Source organism: Pseudomonas sp. LJDD11 (assembly GCF_024584215.1).
Lineage (GTDB): Bacteria > Pseudomonadota > Gammaproteobacteria > Pseudomonadales > Pseudomonadaceae > Aquipseudomonas.
The window spans coordinates 167,672-193,438 of the sequence record NZ_JANJFL010000010.1; the positions used below are offsets into that span (position 1 = coordinate 167,672).

Annotated in this window: 11 protein-coding genes; 7 read left to right on the forward strand and 4 right to left on the reverse strand. The window is 63.6% G+C overall.

The window, feature by feature from the left end:
- Nucleotides 1-59: 59 nt before the first annotated feature.
- The 3 genes from NRB16_RS14145 to NRB16_RS14155 form a co-directional block, all read right to left on the reverse strand.
- Entirely contained in the window at nucleotides 60-866 is an 807-nt protein-coding gene (locus NRB16_RS14145) for an NAD(P)-dependent oxidoreductase (protein ID WP_253142204.1), read from the reverse strand.
- Nucleotides 867-926: 60 nt separating this feature from the next.
- Nucleotides 927-2,165, reverse strand: coding sequence for an OprD family porin (locus NRB16_RS14150; protein ID WP_257106360.1), 1,239 nt, complete (start codon nucleotides 2,163-2,165; stop codon nucleotides 927-929).
- 479 nt (nucleotides 2,166-2,644) lie between these two features.
- Nucleotides 2,645-3,517 (reverse strand): LysR family transcriptional regulator, encoded by an 873-nt coding sequence (locus NRB16_RS14155; RefSeq protein ID WP_253114798.1) that lies wholly within the window; start codon nucleotides 3,515-3,517, stop codon nucleotides 2,645-2,647.
- A 231-nt stretch (nucleotides 3,518-3,748) separates the two neighbouring features.
- On the opposite strand from NRB16_RS14155, the gene NRB16_RS14160 reads away from it, so the two are divergent.
- From NRB16_RS14160 to NRB16_RS14185, 6 genes are all read left to right on the forward strand, one after another.
- Entirely contained in the window at nucleotides 3,749-5,134 is a 1,386-nt protein-coding gene (locus NRB16_RS14160) for a glutamine synthetase family protein (RefSeq protein WP_045487530.1), read from the forward strand.
- A gap of 129 nt (nucleotides 5,135-5,263) precedes the next feature.
- A complete protein-coding gene (locus tag NRB16_RS14165; RefSeq protein WP_257106361.1) occupies nucleotides 5,264-6,757 on the forward strand; it encodes an aldehyde dehydrogenase in 1,494 nt (497 codons plus the stop codon).
- A 162-nt stretch (nucleotides 6,758-6,919) separates the two neighbouring features.
- Entirely contained in the window at nucleotides 6,920-8,197 is a 1,278-nt protein-coding gene (locus tag NRB16_RS14170; RefSeq protein WP_257106362.1) for an FAD-binding oxidoreductase, read from the forward strand.
- Nucleotides 8,198-8,326: 129 nt separating this feature from the next.
- Nucleotides 8,327-9,079, forward strand: a complete 753-nt coding sequence (locus NRB16_RS14175; RefSeq protein ID WP_257106363.1) for a gamma-glutamyl-gamma-aminobutyrate hydrolase family protein — start codon at nucleotides 8,327-8,329, stop codon at nucleotides 9,077-9,079.
- A 39-nt stretch (nucleotides 9,080-9,118) separates the two neighbouring features.
- A complete protein-coding gene (locus tag NRB16_RS14180) occupies nucleotides 9,119-10,636 on the forward strand; it encodes an APC family permease (RefSeq protein WP_253114785.1) in 1,518 nt (505 codons plus the stop codon).
- Between the two features lie 4 nt (nucleotides 10,637-10,640).
- A complete protein-coding gene (locus NRB16_RS14185; RefSeq protein ID WP_257106364.1) occupies nucleotides 10,641-11,567 on the forward strand; it encodes a cation diffusion facilitator family transporter in 927 nt (308 codons plus the stop codon).
- Between the two features lie 349 nt (nucleotides 11,568-11,916).
- On the opposite strand, the gene NRB16_RS14190 is transcribed toward NRB16_RS14185, so the two are convergent.
- Nucleotides 11,917-12,459 (reverse strand): RNA polymerase factor sigma-70, encoded by a 543-nt coding sequence (locus tag NRB16_RS14190; protein WP_045487548.1) that lies wholly within the window; start codon nucleotides 12,457-12,459, stop codon nucleotides 11,917-11,919.
- 265 nt (nucleotides 12,460-12,724) lie between these two features.
- On the opposite strand from NRB16_RS14190, the gene NRB16_RS14195 reads away from it, so the two are divergent.
- Entirely contained in the window at nucleotides 12,725-25,660 is a 12,936-nt protein-coding gene (locus NRB16_RS14195; protein ID WP_257106365.1) for a non-ribosomal peptide synthase/polyketide synthase, read from the forward strand.
- The last annotated feature ends 107 nt before the right edge of the window (nucleotides 25,661-25,767 follow it).

Consider the following 25,767-nt stretch of genomic DNA (forward strand, 5'->3'; position numbering starts at 1 on the left):
CTGTGAGCGGGGTAACAGGCAATTCACTTTGCATGTCGGGCATCCTTGCGGGTTGTCGATCAGTCGAAGGGGCCAGCCGCCACGAAGGCACCGCCCTGATAGACCCGGTTCGGATCATCGGCGGCCGGTGCCGGCTGCTTCTCGACCTGCGCGCGGAACTGCTCTGAACAATCCTTGGGCTGAAAACCCAGGTGGGCAGCGTGGCGGTTGTCCCACCAGACCTCGCGGTTGGCTGAGGCGCCGTAAACCACGGTGTGACCGACGTCAGGGGTGAACAGGCTGCGCTCAATCAAATGGGTCAGGTCGTCATAGCTCAGCCAGGTGCTGAGCATCCGCCGGTTGGCCGGCTCCGGGAATGACGAGCCGATGCGCAGGCTGACGGTCTCGATGCCATAGCGGTCAAAGTAGAAACTGGCGACGTCTTCGCCGTAGCACTTCGACAGCCCGTAGTAACTGTCGGGACGCCGTTGCGAGTGGGCGTCGATGCGCTCGTCCTGGCGGTAGAAGCCAATCACATGGTTGGAGCTGGCAAAGATGATGCGTTTGACCCCGTGCTTGCGCGCCGCTTCGTAGATATGAAACACGCCGCAGATGTTCGGGCCGAGGATGTCTTCGAAGGCGTGCTCGGTCGATACGCCGCCAAAGTGGATGATCGCGTCGACGCCGGCGACCAGGTCGTGCACCGCGGCCTTGTCGGCCAGGTCGCATTGCACGATTTCTTCCTGCGCGGTGCTGGCCGGCTCGATCGGGCTGATATCAGAAAGGCGCAGCACTTCGGTAAAGCCCTTGAGGCGTTCACGCAGCACTTTGCCGAGTCCGCCTGCCGCTCCGGTGAGCAGCAGGCGCTTGAAGGGTGTGTGAGTCATGCTTGGCTCTGCCTGTAATCGTCAATGGTTAATAGGGGATCGTTAGCTGATCGGTCGGCGTCAGAGAATCGACAGCGGGTAGTTGAAAATCAGCCGGTTCTCGTCGAACTCGTTGTTGCTGAAGTCGCGACGAATGCTGGAGTTGCGCCATCTGACGCTCAGATTTTTGAGGCTGCCGCTCTGGATGACGTAGGCCAGTTCAGATTCACGGATCCATTCCTTGCCATCGGTAATCACGCCGCTGTGCACGTCCTGGCCGCTGATGTAGCGATTCATCAGGGTCAGGCCAGGAACGCCCAGAGAGGCGAAGTTAAGGTCGTGGCGCACTTGCCAGGAGCGTTCGTTGGCGTTGTCGAAGCTTGAGTTGTAACTGTCGTTGGCCAGGGTGCCGCCGCTGGTGCCGTTGACGCGCATCCAGGTATTGCCATCGACTTTCTGCAGGCCAAGGTAGAACGTGTTGGCGCCGATCCTGGCTGAGAACAGGCCCGACCAGGTCTTGTTGTCGAGCCGTCCAGCGCGTCGGGCGCCGTCGTCATCACCCCGGAAATAGCCCAGGTTGGCGCCCAGGGTCCAGTCGCCAAGCGGCTGGCTATGAGTCAGTTGCAGGTACTGCTGTTGGTAGACGTCCTTGAGCTGCGCGTTCCACAAACCGATCAGGGTGCGGTTTTGGTTAAACGTGTACTCACCACCGGCAAAGTTGAAACGGTCTGACAGACCGCCGCCGTAACTCATGTCCTCCATGCTGGCATCGTTGCGCGGGCTATTGGCGCGAAACTGCCCGGCATACAAGGTCAGGCCATCGATCTCTTTGGAGGTGATCTGCCCGCCGCGCAAGGTCTGTGGCTGTGAGCGTCCGTCGTCGGCCCGCAGGATCGGCAACACCGGCATCCACTCACCGACTTTCAGTTCGGTCTTGGAAATCCTCGCCTTGGCCGCTACCCCCAGGCGCCCGAAATCATCCGCCGGGCGGCCGTCGTCATGGCGTGGCAGCAGCGCGGTTCCGTAAGTGCCGCCGCCGCCATCGAGCTTGAGCGACCAGCGACCAAGCACATCGACACCGAAGCCGACCGGCCCTTCAGTAAAGCCGGAACGGGCATCGAGGATGAAACTCTGGGTCCATTCCTCAGCCTTGCTCTGAGCGTTGGCCGGGTTGGTGAAATTACGGTTGATGTAGAAGTTGCGCAGGCCGAGGGTGGCCTTGGCGTCGTCGGTGAAACCGGCGGCGCTGGCAGCGCATGGCAAACTACCGATCACACTGGCGCCAATCAGCGCGAGGCGTAGCGTCTTGCGGGTATTCATCCTTGTGCACTCCCAAGTTGCAAAGAGCTTCCAGCCGTCAGGCTGCGAACGCCTGTGGCAGGAGTCATCAGGCCCGGCCTGGCTGAGCCGTGGGGCCTTGAGTCCGAGTAGCTGACGCAGTGCGGTTCAACGCCTGGCGTGGCCGGCGCGGTTACCGACTGCTATCGAGGGCGTACAGAAGGGGGGATCGTGGGCGAACGGATAAAGTGGCGACATGGGCATACTCATCATTTTTTGTTTTTGTTGTGCGTTGTCGTACGACATTAAGATTGATAGCAATCTTAAAAAAATGTGTCAATGCTGATTGAGATATTAGGTCGTGTTGCGCACCTTGCAAGGTGCGCCTGGATCAGTTCGAACGCTCTGGAATGGGGGCTAGCCCGGATACTCGACGATGGTCTAGCGACGCGGGGCTTGACGCGGCAGGCTGTGCTGCTAAGGCAGTCGAACGTGGTGGCTCAATGGTACGACGCCCGACATCATTCCAGTGCTTCGCGCAGCCTCGGTGTCAGTTCATCGAACAGCGTCTGCACCGAGCGCAGTGCCCGGCAATCGGGACGGGTCAGCAGCCAGACGCCAGTGTTGCAGCCCACCAGTGGTTCGCTCAAGGCCTCGACGCCCTGCAGGTCACGGGCGGTGAAGTCGGTGAGCGCTGCCACGCCAAGGCCGGCGCCGACCAGTTGCGAGACCGCCGCCATGCTGCTGCAGCGATAGCGCGGCACGACATTGGGCCAGGTACGCTCGCGCCAGATCACCGAAACGTGCTCGGGCATCGAGTCGTCCGGGGCGATCCATGGCACCGAGGTGGGGTCTTTTTCCAGCGCTTCACGATAATCCGGCCGCCCGCAGATCACATAGTCGGCACTGCCCAGCTCGCGGCCCACCAGATGCTCGGGCGGGGTGTCGGTCAGGCGCAGGGCGATGTCGGCATCGCGGCGGCTGAGGTTGGCGAAATTATTGGAGGTCGACAGCTCCAGGTTCAGCGCCGGATAAGCCGGCATGAAGCGCGCCAGTGCTGGCAGCAACAGGCTGTGCAACACCGCTTCGGTGCAGGTCAGGCGCACCGTGCCGCTGACCACCTGTTCACCCTGTTGCAGCGCCATGCGTGCAGCGCTCAGTGCCTGTTCGGCGCGCTCGGCCTGCTCGGCCATGGCTTGGGCGATGTCAGTGGGCACATAACCGCGTCGGCTCTTTTCAAACAGCGCGCTGCCCAATGAACTTTCCAGCCGGCGGATCGAACGAAACACCGTGGAAATGTCGACCTGCAGCAGTTCTGCGGCCCTGGCCAACGAGCGGCCGCGCACCAGCGCGAGCACCAGAGTCAGGTCGTTATGGTTGATTTCATATTGCATCGATGCAAACCCGGATTGCCAAAACGCCAATATTTATTGCACTGATTGTAATTTACAGTGACTTCGGGCTGCCAAGGGTTATTTGGCAGGCCACGGCAAAAACGCCGTAGAACGTAATTCTTCGGGGCACAAGGCACAGAAAAACAACAATGCCGCCAATCTTCACTGCGTCGCTTGCTGCTTTCTCTCTGCCACCTCTGTTGCCCCACAAAAAACCAGAAGGTGTCCATCATGTCGTCGGTATCCCCGCGCGCCATTGTCTGTGCTGATGAAGTGAGTGAGTTCCTCCAGGCTCACCCTGAAGTCCAGTTCGTCGATCTGCTGATCTCTGATATGAACGGTGTGGTGCGCGGCAAGCGCATCGAGCGCCCCAGCCTGCATAAGGTCTACGAGCGCGGCATCAATCTGCCAGCGTCGCTGTTCGCCCTGGACATCAACGGCTCGACGGTGGAAAGCACCGGGCTTGGCCTGGACATCGGCGACTCGGACCGGGTTTGCTACCCGATCCCCGGCACCCTGGCCTATGAGCCCTGGCAAAAGCGCCCGACTGCGCAGTTGCTGATGACCATGCACGAGCTGGACGGCCAGCCGTTCTTTGCCGACCCGCGCGAAGTGCTGCGCCAGGTGGTGGCGCGTTTCGATGCCATGGGCCTGCGCATCTGTGCAGCCTTCGAGCTGGAGTTTTACCTGATCGATCAGGAGAACGTGAACGGCCGGCCACAACCGCCGCGCTCGCCCATCTCCGGCAAACGTCCACACTCCACTCAGGTCTACCTGATCGACGATCTGGACGAATACGCCGACTGTCTGCAGGACATTCTCGAAGCGGCCAAGGAGCAGGGCATTCCTGCCGACGCTATCGTCAAGGAAAGCGCCCCGGCGCAGTTCGAGGTCAACCTGCATCACGTCGAAGATGCCATGCTGGCGTGCGACTACGCGGTGCTGCTCAAGCGCCTGATCAAGAACATCGCCTACGACCATGAAATGGACACCACCTTCATGGCCAAGCCCTATCCGGGCCAGGCGGGCAACGGCCTGCACGTGCATATCTCGCTGATCGACAAAGCCACCGGCAAGAACATCTTTGCCAGCGATGTGCCGCAAGAGCATGCCGAGTTGCGGCACGCCATTGCCGGGGTGCTGGAAACCATGCCGGCGTCGATGGCCTTTCTGTGCCCCAACGTCAACTCCTACCGCCGCTTCGGCGCGCAATTCTACGTACCCAATGCGCCGAGTTGGGGGCTGGACAACCGCACCGTGGCCGTGCGCGTGCCGACCGGCGCGGCCAACGCCATTCGTATCGAGCAGCGGGTCGCCGGCGCCGATGCCAACCCGTACCTGATGATGGCGGCGATCCTGGCCGGTATTCACCACGGCCTGACCCATAAACTCGAACCGGGTGAGCCGATCGAAGGCAACTCTTACGAGCAGCTTGAGCAGAGCTTGCCCAACAACCTGCGCGATGCGTTGCGCGAGCTGGACGACAGCGAGGTCATGAACAAGTACATCAGCCCCGAATACATCGACATCTTCGTGGCTTGCAAGGAAAGCGAAATGGCCGAGTTCGAAGCCTCGATCTCTGACCTGGAATACAACTGGTATCTGCACACCGTTTAAACCACACAGGCCACACAGATAACACAGAAAATCCAGCGCCTTGCATCGGTAGGAGCGAGCTGGCTCGCGAAGGGCGCGCCGCTGAAACGGTTCCTACGGGTCAATCGGGTTGCCGAAAAGAGAATAAATATGAACATCCCGCAACGTGATTACTGGGAACAGCTGCTGCGCAATCTGAGTATCGAAGGCCGGGCCTTTATTGATGGCCGCTACGTCCCGGCGGTGTGCGACGCCACGTTCGATTGCCTGAGCCCGGTGGACGGTCGCCTGTTGGCGCATGTCGCCAGTTGTGACCTGGAAGACGTCAACCGCGCCGTCAGCGTGGCCCGTGAGCGGTTCGACAGCGGCCTGTGGTCGCGCCGTGCACCGGCTGAGCGCAAGCAGGTGCTGCTGCGCTTTGCCGATCTGCTGCTGGCCAATGCCGAAGAGCTGGCGCTGCTGGAAACCCTCGACATGGGCAAGCCGATCAGCGACGCGCTACAGGTCGACATTCCAGGCGCGGCCAATGCGATCCGCTGGAGCGCTGAAGCCGTCGACAAGCTGTATGACGAAGTGGCCGCAACACCCCATGACCAGTTGGGGCTGGTGACCCGTGAAGCCGTCGGGGTAGTGGCGGCCATCGTGCCGTGGAATTTTCCACTGCTGATGGCCAGCTGGAAGCTGGGGCCGGCGCTGGCAGCCGGTAACTCGGTGATTCTCAAGCCTTCGGAAAAATCGCCGCTGACCGCCATCCGCATTGCCGCGCTGGCCGTTGAGGCCGGTCTGCCGGCAGGCGTGCTCAACGTGCTGCCCGGCTTCGGCCACACTGCCGGCAAGGCGCTGGGTCTGCACATGGACGTCGACACGCTGGTGTTCACCGGCTCGACACGCATTGCCAGGCAACTGATGGTGTATGCCGGCGAATCGAACATGAAGCGCGTCTGGCTCGAAGCCGGCGGCAAGAGCCCGAACATCGTGTTTGCCGATGCAGCGGATTTACAGGCCGCTGCCGAGGCGGCGGCCAGTGCCATTGCCTTCAACCAGGGCGAAGTGTGCACCGCAGGTTCGCGCTTGCTGGTCGAGCGCTCGATCAAGGATCGCTTCGTGCCCATGGTGGTCGAAGCCTTGAAGGCCTGGCAGCCGGGCCATGCACTGGACCCGGCGACCCGGGTCGGTGCACTGGTGGACGGCACGCAACTGGACACCGTGCTCGGTTACATCGAAGCCGGCCACGCAGACGGCGCGCAATTGCTCAGTGGCGGTGTGCGCACCTTGCACGACAGCGGCGGCTTCTATGTCGAGCCGACCCTGTTCGACGGCGTGGACAACAGCATGCGCATCGCCCGTGAAGAAATCTTCGGCCCGGTGCTGTCGGTGATCGCCTTCGACAGCGTTGAAGAAGCCATTCGGATTGCCAACGACACCGAGTATGGCCTGGCCGCCGGGGTCTGGACTGCTGACTTGTCCAAGGCCCACTTGACTGCCAAAGCGCTGCGCGCCGGCAGTGTGTGGGTCAACCAGTACGACGGCGGCGACATGACTGCACCGTTCGGCGGCTTCAAGCAGTCGGGCAACGGCCGGGACAAGTCCCTGCATGCCTTTGCCAAGTACACCGAACTCAAAGCGACCTGGATCAAACTTTAAGAGGGTGCCTACAAAATGGCTGCGCTCGGCAATACGGCGTTGAAATCGACCTCAAAATGCTCATGTACTGAATGTACATTGCGCGTTTTCGGCCAATTTCGCCTTGTCTTGCCTTCGCTCGCCGACTTTGTAAACACCCTCTGACAGGCGGAGGAATCTGTTATGCAACAACACGTTCAAAGCGTCTACGCCGCCTCGCGCAACCGGTTCGATGAGTACCCGGTGCTTAGCGAGTCGATCGAGACCGATGTCTGCATCATCGGCGCCGGTTACACCGGCCTGTCCACCGCGCTGTTTCTGCTCGAACACGGTTTTTCCGTCACCGTGCTGGAAGCGGCGAAAGTCGGTTTTGGGGCCTCGGGGCGCAACGGCGGGCAGATCGTCAACAGCTACAGCCGTGATATCGACGTCATCGAAAAAACCGTCAATCCGCACCATGCGCGGCTGATGGGCGAGATGGCTTTCGAAGGCGGGCGGATCATCCGTGAACGGGTGGCCAAATACGACATCCAGTGCGACCTGAAAGACGGCGGCGTGTTCGCGGCCATCACCAGCAAGCAGATGGGCCACCTCGAAGCCCAGCAGAAACTCTGGGAGCGCTTCGGTCACCAGCAGCTGGAACTGCTCGATGCCGGGCGTATGCGCCAAGTGGTCGACACTGATCGCTACATCGGCGGCATGCTGGACATGAGCGGCGGACACATCCACCCGTTGAACCTGGCGCTGGGCGAGGCCGCAGCGGTGGCCAAACTCGGCGGGCGGATTCACGAGCAAAGCCCGGCGACCCGCATCGACCGCGGCCCCAACCCGGTGGTGCACACCCCGCTTGGCCAGGTGCGGGCACGGTTCGTGGTGGTGGCCGGCAATGCCTACCTGGGTAACCTGGTGCCGGAACTGGCCGCCAAGTCGATGCCGTGCGGCACCCAGGTGCTGGCCACCGAGCCGCTCAGCGATGATCTGGCGCGCAGCCTGCTGCCTCAGGACTACTGTGTCGAAGACTGCAACTACCTGCTCGACTACTACCGACTGACGGCCGACAAACGCCTGATCTTCGGTGGCGGGGTGGTCTATGGCGCCCGTGATCCGGCGGATATCGAGGCGATCATCCGGCCAAAAATGCTCAAGGTCTTCCCGCAATTGAAAGATGTGAAGATTGACTACACCTGGACCGGCAACTTCCTGCTGACCCTGTCGCGTTTACCGCAGGTCGGCCGGCTGGGCGACAACATCTACTACTCCCAGGGCTGCAGCGGCCACGGCGTGACCTACACCCACCTGGCTGGCAAGCTGCTCGCCGAAGCCCTGCGTGGCCAGGCCGAGCGCTTCGATGCCTTCGCCGGCCTGCCGCATTACCCGTTCCCCGGTGGCCGGTTGTTGCGCGTGCCATTCACTGCATTGGGGGCCTCGTATTACCAGTTGCGGGACCGGTTGGGCGTTTGAGCCGTCGCCAGCAGCCCGGAGCGCCGGCCGGCTCCTCCCACCGCTCCGGTGGGAGGGCGCTTTGCTCGCAACGCTGTTGTTCCCCCTTGCCGGTTTTCATTTATCAAGACTCTGATGAGAGGTACCACCATGTCTCGTCTTCCCCTGATCGGCGTCACCGCTTGCCGGCAGTTGCTGGGCAAGTATTCGTCGCACACCGCCGGCGCCAAGTACGTCGAGGCTGCCGGCCATGCCGGTATCCCGGTGGTGTTGCCGGCACTGGATACGCCGGTTGATCCGCAGCAACTGCTGCAATCGCTGGACGGTATTCTGTTCACCGGCTCGCCTTCCAATGTCGAGCCGCATCACTACCAGGGCACGCCCAGTATCGAAGGCACGCGCCACGACCCGGACCGTGATCGCCTGACCTTGCCCTTGCTACGCGCCGCCATCGACCAGGGCGTGCCGGTATTTTGCATTTGCCGGGGTTTCCAGGAACTGAATGTGACGCTGGGCGGCACGCTGCATCAAAGGGTGCAAGAGCTGGAAGGGTTTCTGGATCACCGTGAGCCGCAAAGCGAAGACCTCGCCGCGCAATACGCTCCACAACATGCCGTGACGGTACAGCCAGGCGGGGTGCTGGCCGCACTGGGGCTGCCGGGCGAGTTCCAGGTCAACTCGCTGCACAGCCAGGGCATCGACCGGCTGGCCGCCGGCCTGCGTGCCGAAGCGCTGGCACCGGACGGATTGATCGAAGCGGTCTCGATGCGCGACTCCCGCGGTTTTGTAGTGGGCGTGCAATGGCATCCGGAGTGGCGCTTTAGCGAGAACCCGCAATCGCTGCGTCTGTTCGATGCGTTCCGCGATGCTTGTCAGGCCTATGCGCAGCGCCGGGGGCGCTGACCCCATCCAGCCATAACTCAAATAAGACGGCGGACACTCATGAGTCAAAACAGCGAAACGCGTGCACGCACCAGCAGCAAGGGGTTGGCCAGTGGCAGTCTGGGCCTGCTGGCCTGTGTGGTGCTGGGCATTTCCACCATCGCCCCGGTGTACACCCTGACCGGTGCGCTGGGGCCGACGGTGCGGGAGGTGGGTGCGCATCTGCCGGCGATCTTCCTGGTGGGCTTCATTCCCATGCTGCTGGTCGCCCTGGGCTATCGCGAACTCAATGCCGCCGAGCCGGACAGCGGTACTTCGTTTACCTGGTCGGCGCGGGCGTTCGGGCCGATGATGGGCTGGATCGGTGGTTGGGGGCTGGTGGCGGCGACCACCATCGTGCTGTCCAACCTGGCCGGGGTGGCGGTGGATTTCTTCTACCTGTTTCTCGGCCAGTTGACCGGCCGTGAAGAACTCATCGCCCTGAGTGACCATGTTGGGGTCAACATTGTCACCTGCTGCGTATTCATCGGGATTGCGGTGTGGATCTGCTGCCGGGGTATCGGCACCACGATGGGCGTGCAGTACGTGCTGGTGGCGTTGCAACTGGTGGTGTTACTGGGCTTTTGCATCGCCGCCTTCGGTGAGGCGCCGCAAGGTCCGGCGCTGGAGTTCGATGCCAACTGGTTCAACCCCTGGAGCATCGGTTCGTTTTCATCCTTTGCTGCCGGGCTGTCGTTGTCGATCTTCATTTTCTGGGGCTGGGACGTGTGCCTGACGGTCAGCGAAGAGTCGGTCAGCAGCCATGCGGTGCCGGGTCGCGCAGCCGCGCTGACGGTGCTGGTGATCCTTGCGCTGTACCTGGTGACCGCCATTGCCACCCTGCGCTTTGCCGGGGTCGCCGATCAGGGCCTTGGCCTGGGCAACCCGACCATCCAGGAAAACGTCTTTGCCCATCTGGCCGGCCCGGTCATGGGGCCGCTGGCAATCCTGATGTCCATCGCAGTGCTGGCCAGTACCGCAGCGTCGTTGCAGTCAACGTTCATTTCACCGGCGCGCACGCTGTTTGCCATGGGTTACTACCGGGCCCTGCCCAAGCGCTTTGCCAGTATCTGCCCGCGCTCACTGGCGCCGCGCTTTGCAACCTTGTGTGCCGGGGCGGCCGCCGCGCTGTTCTACGTCAGCATGCGCCTGCTCAGTGAGAACGTGCTGGCCGACACCATCACGGCGCTGGGCATGATGATCTGCTTCTACTACTCGCTGACCGCGTTCGCCTGTGTCTGGTACTTCCGCCGCAGCCTGTTCGACAGCCTGCGGCATTTGCTGCTGCGCGGTGTCTGCCCGTTGCTCGGTGGCGCAGCACTGGCGGTGATTTTTGCCCAGACCGCCGTGGACAGCGCCTCGCCGGCGTTCGGCAGCGGCTCGCATATCGGCGGGTTGGGCCTGGTGTTCGTCATTGCGATGGTCATCCTGCTGCTCGGCGTGGCCTTGATGGTGGTGTTCCGCTGGCTGACCCCGGAGTACTTTGCCGGCGACACCCTGCAACGCCAGACGCCGCTGCAACTGCAGGCCGAGGTTTGAAACCATGCTGAGCGAGCAGGGCCTGTTGCGGCTATCGATTGCGGTCACTGTGCTGGTAGCCGGTTTCGGCATCGTCTTCGGTTTGTTGTCGGGGTCGTTCTCGATTGTTTTCGATGGCGTCTACTCCCTGGCCGATGCCAGCATGAGCGTGCTGGCGCTGATCGTGGTGTCGCTGATCCGCCGCCACACCACCGACGGCGATGCCCATCGGCGGCTGGCCGAGCGTTTCAATATGGGCTTCTGGCACCTGGAGCCGATGGTCCTGAGCATCAACGGCATCCTGCTCTGCGGGGTGTCGCTGTATGCCCTGATCAACGCCCTCGGCAGCCTGCTCAGTGGCGGTCGGCATCTGGAATTCGGTTTCGCCATCGTTTATGCCGCGCTGACCAGCCTGGTGTGCTTCAGCCTCGCGGCCCTGGAGTTTCGTGCCAACCGCCGCATCGGTTCGGACTTCGTCGCGCTTGATGCCAGGGCCTGGGTCATGTCTGGCAGCATCTCCCTGGCTTTGCTGATCGCGTTCATCATCGGCGCACTGCTGGAGGATACCGAGCATGCCTGGCTGGGTCCGTATATCGACCCGGCGGTGCTGGCGGTGATCTGCCTGATCATCATCCCGCTGCCGATCCGCAGCATTGTTCAGGCGTTGGCGGACGTGCTGATGGTCACCCCGCCAGCGCTCAAGCAGCAGGTCGATGAAGTGGCTGAACAGGTGGTCGCTCAATACGGTTTTCTTGACTGGCAGGCCTATGTGGCCAAGGTTGGCCGCGCCCGGCAGATCGAGCTGTATTTCATCGTGCCCAGCGACTGGCCGGCCTGGACGCTGGGCGAGTGGGATGCGGTGCGCGAGGTGGTGGGTGAGGCGATCGGCGGGGAAGGGCCCAACCGCTGGCTGACGATTGCTTTTACGACCGATCCGCAATGGACTCGTTGATTGCCGGAACGTTTTTAGACGCGATATAAAACTTCATATAACTGATTGCACTCATCACTCGGGGATGAACAAACGTCTGTTTAAATGATTGTTCGACGCCGTCAGGGTTTATCTGGAGTCTATGCATAATGAATAAGTTTACAGAGGCGCTGCAAAAGCGCTGTCGCAGAAAATAACAAGGAGGTAAATTTTCTCGACACAATGCCGGGTGATGATCACCTTGCGCAAATACTGGCAGTTATTCAGGCGGTTGTACGACAAGGCAGTAAAGACCACCTTGCGATCAACAAAATAATGGCAGGCGCAATCACATGCCTTTGAAAAAACTCAGTGGTTTTTCAAAAAACGGCTAAACGCGGTCGTGCAGCACCTTGCGGCAATGCACCATGGCATCACGGATCATGAAGTTGACCAGGGTCGGCGAGACCCCAAGCTCCTTGGCGATGTCCTTCTGCGCAATGCCGTGCAGCCGGTAGCATTCAAAGGCATAGCGGGTGCGCTGGGGCAGTTCGCTGAGGGCCTTGTCGACGATCATCAGGGTTTCATGATCGAGGTTCTGGCTCTCTGGAGTTGCTCCTTGAACGGCAACGTTCAAACCTTCCTCCTCACTACCGGAGTATTTTTGCTCCATGGCCTGCTTACGGTAGTGGTCAATGGCCAGATTCCGGACAATACGGAATACGTAACTGATCTGTGCTCTGAGCGGCAATGCCATTTTTGGGGTATTGGCCAGTCTCAAGAATGCGTCCTGCACCACATCTTCAGCTCGACTGTGGCAGCCCGTAATTCGGGCAGCAGTCTTGATCAGGGTATTACGGTTATCCAGTAAGGCTTCCAAAAGTGTCGGTGTCGAACTCTCGATATTGCGCTCTACGGATCCATATTCCTGCATGATTTTGCCTTTGCGACGAAGGTTATAAAGAGGTCGATTTCCCTGCGGCGCAAGTAAAATAGTGCTGGTAACCTGATGTGTCAAATGATAATGATTATTTTTTGAGTCTTTTCTTCAGCGCTCAAACGACACGCCTAAAGTGCTATCACGCCATTGCGTCAGGCTAATTTTTCCCCGCTGTCACCCGTCTTCGATTCTATGTAAGCGCGGCTGCCTGTTCCCCCGGTAGCGCGCCCCACCGCATGGATTGAGGACAGGTACAGCGATGGCAAATTTCTTCGAGCGCCCGATTTCTCTGGCTCACGCCCTGATGCGTCATGCCGCGTCGCGTGGCGATGAACCGGCCCTGCGTTTTCTCGACGGCCACAGCGAAGAAGGCCTGGTGCTCAGTTACCGTCAACTTGATGCACGGGCGCAGACCATTGCCGCCGTGCTGGCGCAGCGCTTCAAGCCCGGTGACCGTGCCCTGCTGCTGCTGACCAGCGGCCCGGACTATGTGGCGTCGTTCTTTGCCTGCCTGTACGCCGGAGTTATCGCCGTACCGGCCTACCCGCCGGAATCGACCCGCTCGCAGCATCTGGAGCGTCTGTTGTCGATCATCAGCGACGCCGAGCCGAGCCTGATCCTCACCACCTCGCAACTGTTGCCGGCACTCACTGCCACTCAGGACGAGCATGGCGCACGCCTGCCCGAACTGCTCGCCGTCGATGAGCTGAGCGCCGAGATCAACGCGCCGTGGACCAGCCACCAACCCAAGGCTGAGGACATCGCGTTCCTGCAATACACCTCAGGTTCGACCTCGACCCCCAAGGGCGTTGAAGTCAGCAATGCCAATCTGGAAGCCAACTCCTGGCTGATCCGCCAGGGCTACGCGATCGACCGCGATGTGATCGTCAGCTGGTTGCCGCTGTACCACGACATGGGCCTGATTGGCGGCCTGCTGCAGGGTATCTACAGCGGTGTGCAGGTGGTGCTGATGTCGCCGCAGTATTTCCTTGAACGCCCGGTGCGCTGGCTGGAGGCGATCAGCCGCTTTGGCGGCACCATCAGCGGCGGCCCGGATTTCGCCTATCGCCTGTGCTGCGAGCGGATCAACGACAGCAAGCTGGCCGGCCTTGACCTGCGCAGCTGGCGGGTGGCGTTTTCCGGCGCCGAGCCGATCCGTCAGGACAGCCTGCAGGACTTCGCCGCGCGCTTTACCGTGTGCGGCTTCGACGCCAATAACTACCTGGCCAGCTACGGGTTGGCCGAGGCCACGCTGTTCGTCTCAGGCAGCCGTCCGGGGCAGGGCATCGACACCCTGCAGCTGGATGCCGAAGCGCTGGCCCGGCATCAGGCGCGTGCCGGGCAGGGCAGTGTGCTGGCCAGTTGTGGCTGGCCGCAGCCGCAGCACCCGGTGCTGATTCTTGATACCGCGACCGGCGAGGCACGGGCGGAAGGTCTGGTGGGGGAGATCTGCAGTGGCGGGCCGAGTGTGGCCCGCGGCTACTGGCGCAACCCTGAAGCCACCGCCAAAACGTTTTTCGAGCGCGACGGCCATCACTGGCTGCGCACCGGCGACCTGGGCTTCATCCAGGACGGCCAGTTGTACGTCAGCGGGCGGATCAAGGACCTGCTGATCATCCGTGGCCAGAATCTTTATCCACAGGACATCGAACGCACCGTCGAGAGCCATGTCGAGGCGGTACGCAAGGGCCGGGTCTCGGTGTTCCCGGTGCAGCACGAAGGTGTCGAGTCGTTTGGCGTGGCGGCGGAAGTCGGGCGGCGGGCGCAGAACCAGCAAGCGCTCGAGCAACTGGTCGAGCAGATCCGCCAGGCAGTGGCCGAAGTGCATCGTGAAGTGCCCACGCTGGTCGCCCTGCTGGACCCCGGCAGCCTGCCCAAGACCTCCAGCGGCAAATTGCAACGCTCGGCCTGCGCCGCGCAGCTCAAGGACGGCAGCCTGCAAGCCGTCACGCTGTGGCGCCAGGGCGGCTCTGGTGCGCTAGCGCAAGCCTCGGCGGCTCAGAGCTTGGCACAGCGCATCGAGCGAAGCTGGTGTGCATACCTCAAGGTCGAGACATTGGCCCCTGATGCGAGCTTTTTCGGTCAGGGCGGCAACTCGATCCTGGCCATCCAGATGATCGCCGAGCTGCGCGACGAGCTGGGTCTGGATGTGCAACTGCGCACCCTCTATGAGGCGCCAACCCTGGCTGAGTTCATCGCCGCAGTTGAGGGCCGTGAAGGGCACTCCAGCGGTATCGCGCGGCTGCCACGCGACGGCCTGCTGGCGCAGTCGGCGGCGCAGAACCGGCTGTGGTTTCTCTGGCAACTGCAACCCCAGAGCATTGCCTACAACATCCCCGGTGGCCTGCGCCTGCGCGGCGAACTGGACGTGGCGGCGGTGCAACGCGCGTTCGACACCCTGATACAGCGTCATGAAGCGCTGCGCACGCGCTTCCTGCAACAAGACGACGCCGCTGTGCAACGCATTCTGACCAAGGCTGACTGGACACTGCTGCGCGAAGACCTCAGCCAGTACCCGGCTGGCGAGCGCGAAAGCCGCGCCCGGGATATCCAGGAAGCCGAAGCACGCAGCCATTTCGACCTGGAACAGGGGCCGCTGCTGCGCATCAAGCTGGTCAGCCTCGACGAAGAAGACCACCTGCTGCTGGTGACCCTGCAGCACATCGTCGCCGACGGCTGGTCGCTGGGTATTCTGCTCGACGAGTTTGCCCGCCTGTACGCCGCCTACAGCCAGGGCCAGGACCTGAAACTTGCGCCGCTGGCCGTAGAGTACGCCGACTATGCGGCCTGGCAGCGCGACAGCTTCGACGCCGCCGAACAGCAGCGTCAGCTCGACTACTGGCGCAATGCGCTGGACGGTGAGCGCGAACCGCTGGCGCTGCCGCTGGATCGCCCGCGTAGCGCAGCGGTGTCCGCCGCCGAGCGGCTGAGCCTGCGCCTGGACAAAGCGCTTTGCGAGCGCTTGCACAGTCTTGCCCGCAGCCGCCAGGTGAGCAGCTTTACCCTGCTGCTGGCAGCGTTCCAGACCTTGCTGCAGCGCTACACCGGGCAAAGCGACATCCGCGTCGGGGTGCCCAACGCCAACCGTCCGCTGCTGGAAACCCAAGGGCTGATCGGCTTCTTCATCAACACCCAGGTACTGCGCGCCCAAATCGATTCGCGCCAGGACTTCCATAGCCTGTTGGCGGCGGTCAGCGCCAGCGTACAGGCGGCGCAGGTCAACCAGAGCATCGACTACGAGCAGGTCAGTGCCGCGCTGGGCGATGCGGCCGGTTTCGAGGTGATGTTCAACCACCAACTGCGCAATACCGATGCCCTCAAGCGTCTGCCCGGCCTGCTGGCCGAAGAGCTGCCGTGGCACAGCCGCGAGGCCAAGTGCGACCTGCAACTGCACAGCGAGCAAGACCCGCAGGGCCGTATCCGCCTGTCGTTCGACTACGCCGTCGAACTGTTCGACGCCGCCACCGTGCAGCAACTGGCTGGCCACTTCGTGACCTTGCTGGAGCAGGTGTGTGCACAGCCGCAGCAAGCGCTGGGCGACCTGCCACTGCTGGGCACACAAGAGCGTGAGCAACTGCACCACTGGGGCAGCAACCCGCAGCCATCCGCTGGCTGGCAACTGGCGCAGCGCCTGAGTCAACAGGCCGGCGCCAGCGCTGAGCAGACCGCCCTGGTGTCTGGCGACCAGTCACTGAGCTATGCCGAGCTGGAGCGCAAGGCCAACCAACTGGCGCTACGCCTGCAAGCCCAGGGCATCGGCCCGGAAGTGCGGGTCGGGGTACTGGCCGAGCGCTCGCTGGAGCTGATGATCGGCCTGCTGGCCATCGTCAAGGCCGGTGCCGTCTATGTGCCGCTGGACCCGGATTACCCGGCCGAGCGCCTGCAGCACATGCTCCGCGACAGCGGCGTGGCGCTGTTGCTGGGCCAGTGCCGGGTGCTCGACGGCTTCGCGCTGCCTGAGTCGCTTGCCAGCCTGGCGCTGGATGATGTGGCTCAAGGGCCGGGCGCCGATGCCGGTCCGCAAGTCGACGTGCATCCGCACAACCTGGCCTATGTGATTTACACCTCCGGTTCCACCGGCTTGCCCAAGGCGGTGGGCAACAGCTACGGCGCGCTGATCGAACGCCTGGCCTGGATGCAGCATGAATACGCGGTCGGCCCGCAAGACGTGCTGCTGCAAAAAGCCCCGCTGAGCTTTGACGTATCGCTATGGGAATGCCTGCTGCCGCTGATCTGCGGCAGCCGTCTGGTGCTGGCCGCCAATGGCGAGCATCGTGATCCGCGGCGCTTGGTGGAGCGGGTGCGCGAGCATGGCGTGACCCTGCTGCACTTCGTGCCGCCGTTGCTGCAACTGTTCGCCGATGAGGAACACTTCAGCCAGTGCAGCAGCCTGCGCCACCTGTTCTGCGGCGGTGAAGCACTGCCGGCCGAGTTGTGCCGGCGCATTCACCAGCGCCTGCCGTCGGTGGCGCTGCATAACCGTTATGGGCCGACCGAAACCGCGATCAACGTTACCCACTGGCAGTGCGACGGCGAAGCCACCGTCCGGGTACCAATCGGCCGGCCACTGAGCAATGTGCTGACCGCGATTCACGACGCCGACGGGCAACTGGCGCCACGGGGTGCGCGGGGCGAATTGCTGCTGGGCGGCAATGCCCTGGCCCGGGGTTACCTCGGCCAGCCAGCGCTGACCGCTAGCCGCTTTCTGCCTGCCGAGGACGGTGGCCGCTTGTACCGCAGCGGTGACCTGGCGCGCTGGCGGGCCGACGGTGCTCTGGAGTACCTGGGGCGTCTGGATGAGCAGGTCAAGCTGCGCGGTGTACGCATTGAACTGGATGAAATCCGCAACGCGATCCTCGCCCAGCCGGGAATCAGCCAGGCGCTGGTGATCCTTGGCGAAGGCGCGGTGGGTGCCCAGTTACTCGCCTATGTAGTCGCTGAAGGTGATGAGCCGGATGCGGCACTGGCTGAGCGTATCCGCGATGCCCTGCGCAGCGCCTTGCCGGAGCCGATGATCCCGGCGCATGTCCTGCGTATCGAACAATTCCCGCTGACCCCGAGCGGCAAGCTCGACCGTCGCGCCCTGCCGCAACCGGATGTTGCCCAGCGTGAGTACCGCGCACCGCGTAACGAGCTGGAGCAGAAGCTGGCCGCGATCTGGGCTGAAATTCTCGGCCTGCAGCAGGTCGGCCTGGATGACGATTTCTTCGAACTGGGCGGCCATTCGCTGCTCGCCACCCGGATTGTGTCCCGCGCCCGCCAGGCGTTCTCGGTCGAGTTGCCGCTGCGCAGCCTGTTCGAGTCGCGGCGCCTGGAAGACTTCGCCGCCTGGGTCGCCCAGGCCCAGGCCGAGGGCCTGAGCGACACCCAGGGCGCCATCGCCCTGGTCGACCGCAGCCAGCGCGTGCCGCTGTCGTATTCGCAGCAGCGCATGTGGTTCCTCTGGCAAATGGACCCGGACAGCCCGGCCTACAACGTTGGCGGCATGGCGCGGTTGCGCGGGGCGCTGAATGTCGAGGCGTTCGAACGTGCCTTGCAGGCGCTGATTCGGCGCCACGAAAGCCTGCGCACAACCTTCCCGAGTGATGACGGCAAGCCGTGGCAGCGGGTGACCGACCAGTCCGATGTGCAGATGCAGCGCCTGGACATTTCGGCCCAGCCTGCAACTGAGCGTCAGGCGACCATCGAGCGGCTGGCCGATGAGCAGGCCCATGCGCCGTTCAATCTGGAGACCGGTCCGTTGCTGCGCGTCTGCCTGGTCAACAGCGGTCTGGTGCCGAGCGGCGAGCAGGAGCACCACCTGCTGATCACCCTGCACCATATCGTCACCGAAGGCTGGGCGATGGACATCTTTGCCCGCGAATTGTCGCTGCTGTATGCCGACTTCGTCGCCGGTCACGATTGCTCCCTGGCGCCGCTGCCGGTGCAGTACCTGGACTACAGCGCCTGGCATCGCCAGTGGCTGGAAGGCGGCGAGATGCAGCGCCAGCTCGCTTACTGGCAAGGCCAACTGGGCGGCGAACAGCCGCTGCTGACCCTGCCCAGCGATCGGCCGCGGCCGGCAGTGCAAAGCCATCGCGGCGAACTGCACCGCTTCGATCTGGACGAGAACCTGGCCCGTCAGGTCAGCCGCTTCAACAGTGAGCGCGGCCTGACCCTGTTCATGACCATGACCGCCGCACTGGCCACCTTGCTGTACCGCTACGGCGGCCAAGACGATCTGCGCATTGGCGTGCCGTTGGCCAACCGGATCCGCCCGGAAAGCGAAGGGCTGATCGGCGCCTTCCTCAACACCCAGGTGCTGCGCATCCAGCCGCATGGCCAGATGCGGGTCAGCGAACTGCTGGAGCAGGTGCGCCAGGTGGCCATCGACGGTCAGTCGCATCAGGACATCCCGTTCGATCATCTGGTCGAAGCCCTGCAGCCACAGCGCAGCGCCGCGTTCAACCCGCTGTTTCAGGTGATGTGCAACGTGCAGCGCTGGGAGTTCCAGCAGCAGCGCGAACTGGCCGGCGGGGTGCAGGTGGATTACCTGGTCAACGACGCCCGCGCCACCAAGTTCGATCTCAACCTGGAAGTCACCGACTTTGACGCGCAACTGCGCTGCTGCCTGACTTACAGCACCGACCTGTTCGACGCCGCGCGCATCGAAGCCATGGCCGAGCACTGGCAGCAACTGCTGCGCGCCATGCTCGCTGACCCGGAGACCCGCCTGAGCGAACTGCCGCTGTTGAGCGCGGCTGATCGTCAGGCATTACTGGACAACGGACGTGGCACTGAGCTGAACCCGATTCCGGCCAGCGTGCAGGCACTGTTCCAGGCCCAGGCTGGCGCCACACCGGATGGCCGTGCGGTGACCTGCGCGGGCCAGTCGCTGAGCTACGCCGAACTCAACAGCCGCGCCAATCGCCTGGCCCATCGGCTGGTCGAGCTGGGCGTCGGCCCGGAGGTCCGGGTGGGCCTGGCCCTGCGCCGCTCGCTGGACATGGTGGTTGGCCTGCTGGCCGTGCTCAAGGCCGGTGGCGCTTACGTGCCGCTGGACCCGGAGTACCCGCAACAGCGGCTGAGCTACATGATCGAAGACAGCGGCATCAGCGTATTGCTCGGGCATGACGCGCTGTTCGCCCAACTGGCGCCGCTGCCGGCGGGTGTGCAGGCCTGGAGCCTGGAGCAGGACAGCGCTGCGCTGGCCGACTACCCCGGCACTAACCTGCCAGAACGCAGCCAGCCGGAACATCTGGCCTACCTGATCTACACCTCCGGTTCCACCGGCCTGCCCAAGGGCGTGGCGGTGACCCAGGGGCCGCTGGCCATGCACCTGCAAGCGGTGGGTGAACTGTTCGCCACCAACCCGGCGGATTGCGAACTGCACTTTTACTCGATCAACTTCGATGCGGCCAGCGAACGCCTGTTGGTGCCGTTGCTGTTTGGCGCCGAAGTGGTGCTGCGCGAGCAGGGCCAGTGGGATGCCGAGTCGGTGTGCGGCCTGATTCGTACCCATGGCATCAACGTGCTGGGCTTTACCCCAAGCTACGGCGGGCAATTGGCCCAATGGCTGCGCAGCCACGACGAAACCCTGCCGGTACGGCTGATCATCACCGGCGGCGAAGCGCTGACCCCGGAGCATCTGCATAACCTGCGCGACAGCTTTACCCCGCAAACAGTGATCAACGCCTACGGCCCGACCGAAACCGTGGTCATGCCCACTGCCAGTTTCGCCGCGGATCAACTGCCCGACGGTCTGGGCAGTGTGCCGATTGGTCGGGTGGTCGGCAGCCGCAGCCTGTACGTATTGGATGCTGATCTGGCGCTGGTGCCGGCCGGTGCCAGTGGTGAGTTGTATGTCGGCGGCTATGGTCTGGCCCGTGGTTACTTGGCTAGTAGCTACTCGGGGGGCCGCGCCGCCATGAGCGCCGAGCGCTTTGTTGCCGATCCATTTGCGGCAACCGGTGGCCGCATGTACCGCACCGGCGACCTGGTACGCCAGGGCAGCGACGGTCAGCTGGAATACCTCGGGCGTATCGACCAGCAGGTCAAGGTGCGCGGCTTCCGCATTGAGCTGGGTGAAATCGAAGCCTGCCTGCTGGCCCATGAACAGGTGCGTGAAGCCGTGGTGCTGGCCCTCGACGGCCCGTCGGGCAAGCAACTGGTCGGTTACCTGTTGAGTGAGGACGGGGTGGCGGCCAGTGAACTGGTCGAGCAACTCAAGGCGCAACTGCACAGCGCCTTGCCAGACCATATGGTGCCCGCGCACCTGATGCTGCTGGAGCAATTCCCGCTGACCGCCAACGGCAAACTCGACCGCCGTGCCCTGCCGCAACCGGACCTCAGCGCCGCGCAGAGCGACTATCAGGCACCGCGCAATGTTGTGGAGCAGAGCCTGGCGCAGGTCTGGCAGTCGGTGCTGGGCGTGGCGCGGGTCGGGATCGACGACAACTTCTTTGCTTTGGGCGGCGACTCGATCCTGTCCATTCAGGTGGTCAGCCGCGCCCGCCAGGCCGGCGTGCACTTCAGTGCCAAAGACCTGTTCCTGCACCAGACCGTGCGCACCCTGGCCACCGCGGCGCGGCAGACCGAGCGGTTGAGCATCGATCAAGGCCCGGTGCTGGGCGCAACCGGCCTGACGCCGATCCAGCACTGGTTCGTCGAGCAACAGCAGGCCAACCCGCAGCACTGGAACCAGTCGCTGCTGCTCCAGGCTGCGCGACCGTTGCAAGCCACGCTGCTGGAACAGGCGCTGCAAACCCTGGTCAGCCGCCACGATGCGCTGCGGCTGCGCTTGACTGATGGCGCGAGTGCGCAATTCGTCGCCCATGACCCGAGCCAGGAACTGCTCTGGGTGCGCCTGGCCGACAACGCTGAACAACGTCTGGCGATCTTCGAACAGGCCCAGCAGAGCCTCGACCTGCAAAGCGGTCCGTTGCTGCGTGCGGTGCTGATTCCCGGTGAGCAGGATCGCCTGCTAATCGCGGTGCATCACCTGGCGGTGGACGGTGTGTCGTGGCGGGTGCTGCTGGAAGACCTGCACAACCTCTATCAGCAACAGGAAAGCGCCGAGCAAGCGCAACTGCCGGCCAAGACCAGCTCGCTGCGCGACTGGGCCGGGCGCTTGCAGGCCTATGCCGGCAGCGAGTCGCTGCGAGAAGAACTGGATTGGTGGCAGACCCGGTTGCATGGCGCGCAGGGCGATCTGCCGCTGGACCGCGTCGGCCAGCCAAACCTGGAGCGCGATGCACGGCGGGTCAGCCTGAGCCTGGATGCCGACACCACCCGGCAATTGCTGCACCAGGCCCCGCAGGCCTACCGGGCGCGGGTCGATGACCTGCTGCTCAGCGCCCTGGCCCGTACCCTGTGTGCCTGGACCGGCCGCGACTCGGCGCTGGTGCAACTGGAAGGCCACGGTCGTGAAGAACTGTTCGACGACATCGACCTGAGCCGCACGGTCGGCTGGTTCACCAGTGCCTACACCTTGCGTCTGCAACCTGCCGCCGAGCCGGGTGAGAGCCTCAAGGCGATCAAGGAACAGCTGCGCAGCGTGCCGCACAAAGGTCTGGGTTACGGCGTGTTGCGCTACCTGGCCGATGCCGGTAGCCGCCAGGCCATGGCAGCGTTGCCGCAAGCACGAATCACCTTCAACTACCTGGGGCAGTTCGATCAGGGCTTTGCCGACGACGCCCTGTTGCGCCCGCTGGACGAAGCCGGTGGCGCCCAGCATGCCGCCGATGCCGCATTGCCCAACTGGCTCAGCGTCGACGGCCAGGTGTACGGCGGTGAACTGACCCTGCGCTGGACCTTCAGCGAGCAACTGTTCGACACCGCGACCATTGAGCGTCTGGCTGCCGATTATCAAACCGAACTGCGCACCTTGATCGCCCATTGCCTGGCTCCCGAAGCCGGTGGCGTCACGCCGTCGGACTTCCCGCTGGCGCGGTTGAACCAGGCCCAGCTCGATGCACTGCCGCTGCCGTTCAAGGCCATCGACGATGTGTTCCCGCTGACCCCGATGCAAGAGGGCATGCTGCTGCACACTCTGCTCGAATCCGGTACCGGCATCTACTTCATGCAGGACCGCTACAGCATCGACAGCGAGCTGGACGTCGAGCGCTTCGACCGTGCCTGGCGCGCGGTGGTGGCCCGTCACGAAGCGTTGCGCGCCTCGTTTGTGTGGAGCACCGGCGAGCAGATGCTGCAGATCATCCACCGTGGTGATGGTGACGGTGTGGAATTGCTCGACTGGAGCGCCTTGCCGCCAGACGGCCATGAGGCCCGTCTGCAACAATTGCTGGAAGAGGAGCGGCTGGCCGGTTTCGAACTGCTGCAAACCCCGCCACTGCGCCTGCGCCTGATTCGTCTGGCCAATGACCGGCACTGGTTCATCATGAGCAACCACCACATCCTGATCGATGCCTGGTGCCGTTCGATCATGATGGGCGACTTCTTCGCCTTCTATCAGGCGCTCGGTGAAGGCCGCGAGGCCAACTTGCCGACACCGCCGCGTTATCGCGAGTTTATCTCCTGGCTGCATCATCAGGGCCTGGCGCAGTCCCGTGAATACTGGCAACAGGCGCTGGCCGGCTTCGAGCGCCCGACCCTGATCCCCAGCGACCGGCCGATCCTCCACGACAACGGCGGCATGCGCGTCGGCGATGTGTACAGCCGCCTGCAAGCAGAGCAGGGCGCACGCCTGCGGGAACTGGCGCAGCAGCACCAGTTGACCGTCAACACCTTCGCCCAGGCTGCCTGGTCGCTGGTATTGCGTCGCTACAGCGGCGAGCGTGATGTGCTGTTCGGCGTCACCGTGGCCGGTCGCCCGGCCAGCCTGCCGCAGATGCAGAACTGCGTCGGCCTGTTCATCAACAGCATTCCATTGCGCGTGCCGATGCCGGCCGCCGGCGAGTCCTTAAGCGTGCGTCAGTGGCTGCAACAGGTGTTCGAGCGCAATCTTGAGCTGCGCGAGCATGAGCACCTGCCGCTGGTCAGCATTCAGGAATGCAGTGAACTGCCCAAGGGCCAGCCACTGTTCGACAGCCTGTTCGTGTTCGAGAACGCGCCGGTAGACGCCACCGTGTTGCAGGGCGCCGAAGGCCTCAATGCGCGCTCCGGCTCCGGCCGTACCCACACCAACTACCCGTTGACCGTGGTCTGCTACCCCGGTGACGACCTCGGCCTGCACCTGTCCTATGACCAGCGCTTCTTCGACGAACCGACCGTGCAGCGCCTGCTCGGCGACTTCCAGCGCTTGCTGCTGGCCCTGGCCGACGGCTTCGACCAGGACTTCGCCGCGCTACCGCTGTTGGGCGACGACGAGCGCCGCTTGCTGACCGAAGACTGCAACCGTAGCGAGCGCAGCTACCCCTTCGAACAGGGCTACGTGCCATTGTTCGAAGCCCAAGTGGCCGCCCATCCACAGCGCATCGCCGCCGCCTGCCAGGGCGAAGCGTGGAGTTACGCTGAGCTGGAGCGCCGTGCCAATCGCCTGGGTCATGCGTTGCTGGCGGCCGGGGTGCAGCCCGACCAGCCAGTGGCGCTTCTCGCCGAACGCAGCCTGGCGCTGTTGGGCATGATCAACGGCACGCTCAAAGCCGGTGCCGGTTACCTGCCGCTGGACCCGGCGCACCCGCAGCAGCGGCTGGCGCAGATCATCGACACCAGCGCCGCCGACGTGCTGGTGTGCAGCGCGGCCTGTCGTGAGCTGGCCGAGCAACTGCTCGAAGAACTGGGCTGCGCCACGGGCCGGCCAAAACTGCTGGTCTGGGACGAGGTTCAGCAAGGTTCGGGTAACGAGACCGCGCCGAACGTCCCGGTCAGCGGCCAGCACCTGGCCTACGTGATCTACACCTCCGGTTCCACTGGCGTGCCCAAGGGCGTGGCCGTGCACCAGGCCGGCATGCTCAACAACCAGTTGAGCAAGGTGCCGTATTTTGGCCTCGACGAACACTCGGTGATCGCCCAGACCGCCTCGCAGAGCTTTGATATCTCGGTGTGGCAGTTCCTCGCCGCCGGGCTGTGCGGCGCCAGGGTCGAGATCGTCCCGGACCTGATCGCCCACGACCCGGCCGCGCTGCTCAGCCACGTTCGCGCAACCGGCATCACCGTGCTGGAAAGCGTACCGTCATTGATCCAGAGCCTGCTGGCCGAGCCCCAGGCCGACCTGAGCGCACTGCGCTGGTTGCTGCCGACCGGTGAAGCCATGCCGCCGGCGCTGGCTCGCCAGTGGCTGGAGCGTTATCCACAGGTCACGCTGGTCAACGCCTACGGCCCGGCCGAATGTTCCGACGACGTGGCGCTGTTCCCGGTCAATCAAGCCTCCACCGCCGGCAGCTACCTGCCGATCGGTACCCCGACCGACAACAACCGCCTGTATGTACTCGACGAAGAACTGCAGGCGGTGGCCGCCCTGGCCCATGGCGAGCTGTTCATTGCCGGCACCGGCGTCGGCCGTGGCTACCTGAACGACCCGCTGCGCACCGCCAGCAGCTACCTGCCCAACCCGTTCGGTGCCCCCGGCGAGCGCCTGTACCGCAGCGGCGACCTGGCCCGGCGGCGCAACGACGGCGTGCTCGAATACGTTGGCCGCGCCGACCATCAGGTCAAGATCCGTGGCTACCGCATCGAACTGGGCGAGATCGAAGCGCGATTGCGCCAGTGGCCACAGATCCGCGACGGCGCCGTGGCCGCGCAGCACACCGCCACCGGCCATTACCTGGTCGGCTACCTGGTGGGGCATGACGGCGCGGTTGATGTTGACGCACTCAAGGCCCACCTGGCGCAGACCCTGCCCGAGTACATGGTGCCGCGTCACTGGCAGGTGCTCGACAAGCTGCCGCTCAACCCCAACGGCAAACTCGACCGCAAGGCCCTGCCAGCCCTGGAGTTCAACGCCGGTCAGCATTACCAGGCACCGACCAGCGAACTGGAAACCACCCTGGCGCAGATCTGGAGCGACGTGCTGGGCGTCGAGAACGTCGGCATCACCGACAACTTCTTCGACCTCGGCGGCCACTCGCTGCTCGCCACCCAGATCGCCTCGCGTGTGCAACAGACCCTGCAACGCAGCGTCCCGCTGCGGGCCATGTTCGAGTGCAGCACCGTGCAGGAACTGGCGCAGCACATCGAAAAACTCGACGGCGCCGCCCTGACCGAAGAAAAAGTCAGCGCCATTGACGACCTGATGGCGAGGCTGGAGGCGTTGTAACCGTACCGATTAATCAGGTGAACACCTGTGGGAGCGAGCTTGCTCGCGAAAGGGCCTGGCCAGGCGATACATCTCTATCGCCTGGCAGTCCGTCTTCGCGACCAAGG

Coding starts and splice junctions, on each gene's coding strand:
- NRB16_RS14145 (WP_253142204.1), bottom strand. CDS start 866: ATGACTCACACACCCTTCAAGCGCCTGCTGCTCACCGGAGCGGCAGGC.
- NRB16_RS14150 (WP_257106360.1), bottom strand. CDS start 2,165: ATGAATACCCGCAAGACGCTACGCCTCGCGCTGATTGGCGCCAGTGTG.
- NRB16_RS14155 (WP_253114798.1), bottom strand. CDS start 3,517: ATGCAATATGAAATCAACCATAACGACCTGACTCTGGTGCTCGCGCTG.
- NRB16_RS14160 (WP_045487530.1), top strand. CDS start 3,749: ATGTCGTCGGTATCCCCGCGCGCCATTGTCTGTGCTGATGAAGTGAGT.
- NRB16_RS14165 (WP_257106361.1), top strand. CDS start 5,264: ATGAACATCCCGCAACGTGATTACTGGGAACAGCTGCTGCGCAATCTG.
- NRB16_RS14170 (WP_257106362.1), top strand. CDS start 6,920: ATGCAACAACACGTTCAAAGCGTCTACGCCGCCTCGCGCAACCGGTTC.
- NRB16_RS14175 (WP_257106363.1), top strand. CDS start 8,327: ATGTCTCGTCTTCCCCTGATCGGCGTCACCGCTTGCCGGCAGTTGCTG.
- NRB16_RS14180 (WP_253114785.1), top strand. CDS start 9,119: ATGAGTCAAAACAGCGAAACGCGTGCACGCACCAGCAGCAAGGGGTTG.
- NRB16_RS14185 (WP_257106364.1), top strand. CDS start 10,641: ATGCTGAGCGAGCAGGGCCTGTTGCGGCTATCGATTGCGGTCACTGTG.
- NRB16_RS14190 (WP_045487548.1), bottom strand. CDS start 12,459: ATGCAGGAATATGGATCCGTAGAGCGCAATATCGAGAGTTCGACACCG.
- NRB16_RS14195 (WP_257106365.1), top strand. CDS start 12,725: ATGGCAAATTTCTTCGAGCGCCCGATTTCTCTGGCTCACGCCCTGATG.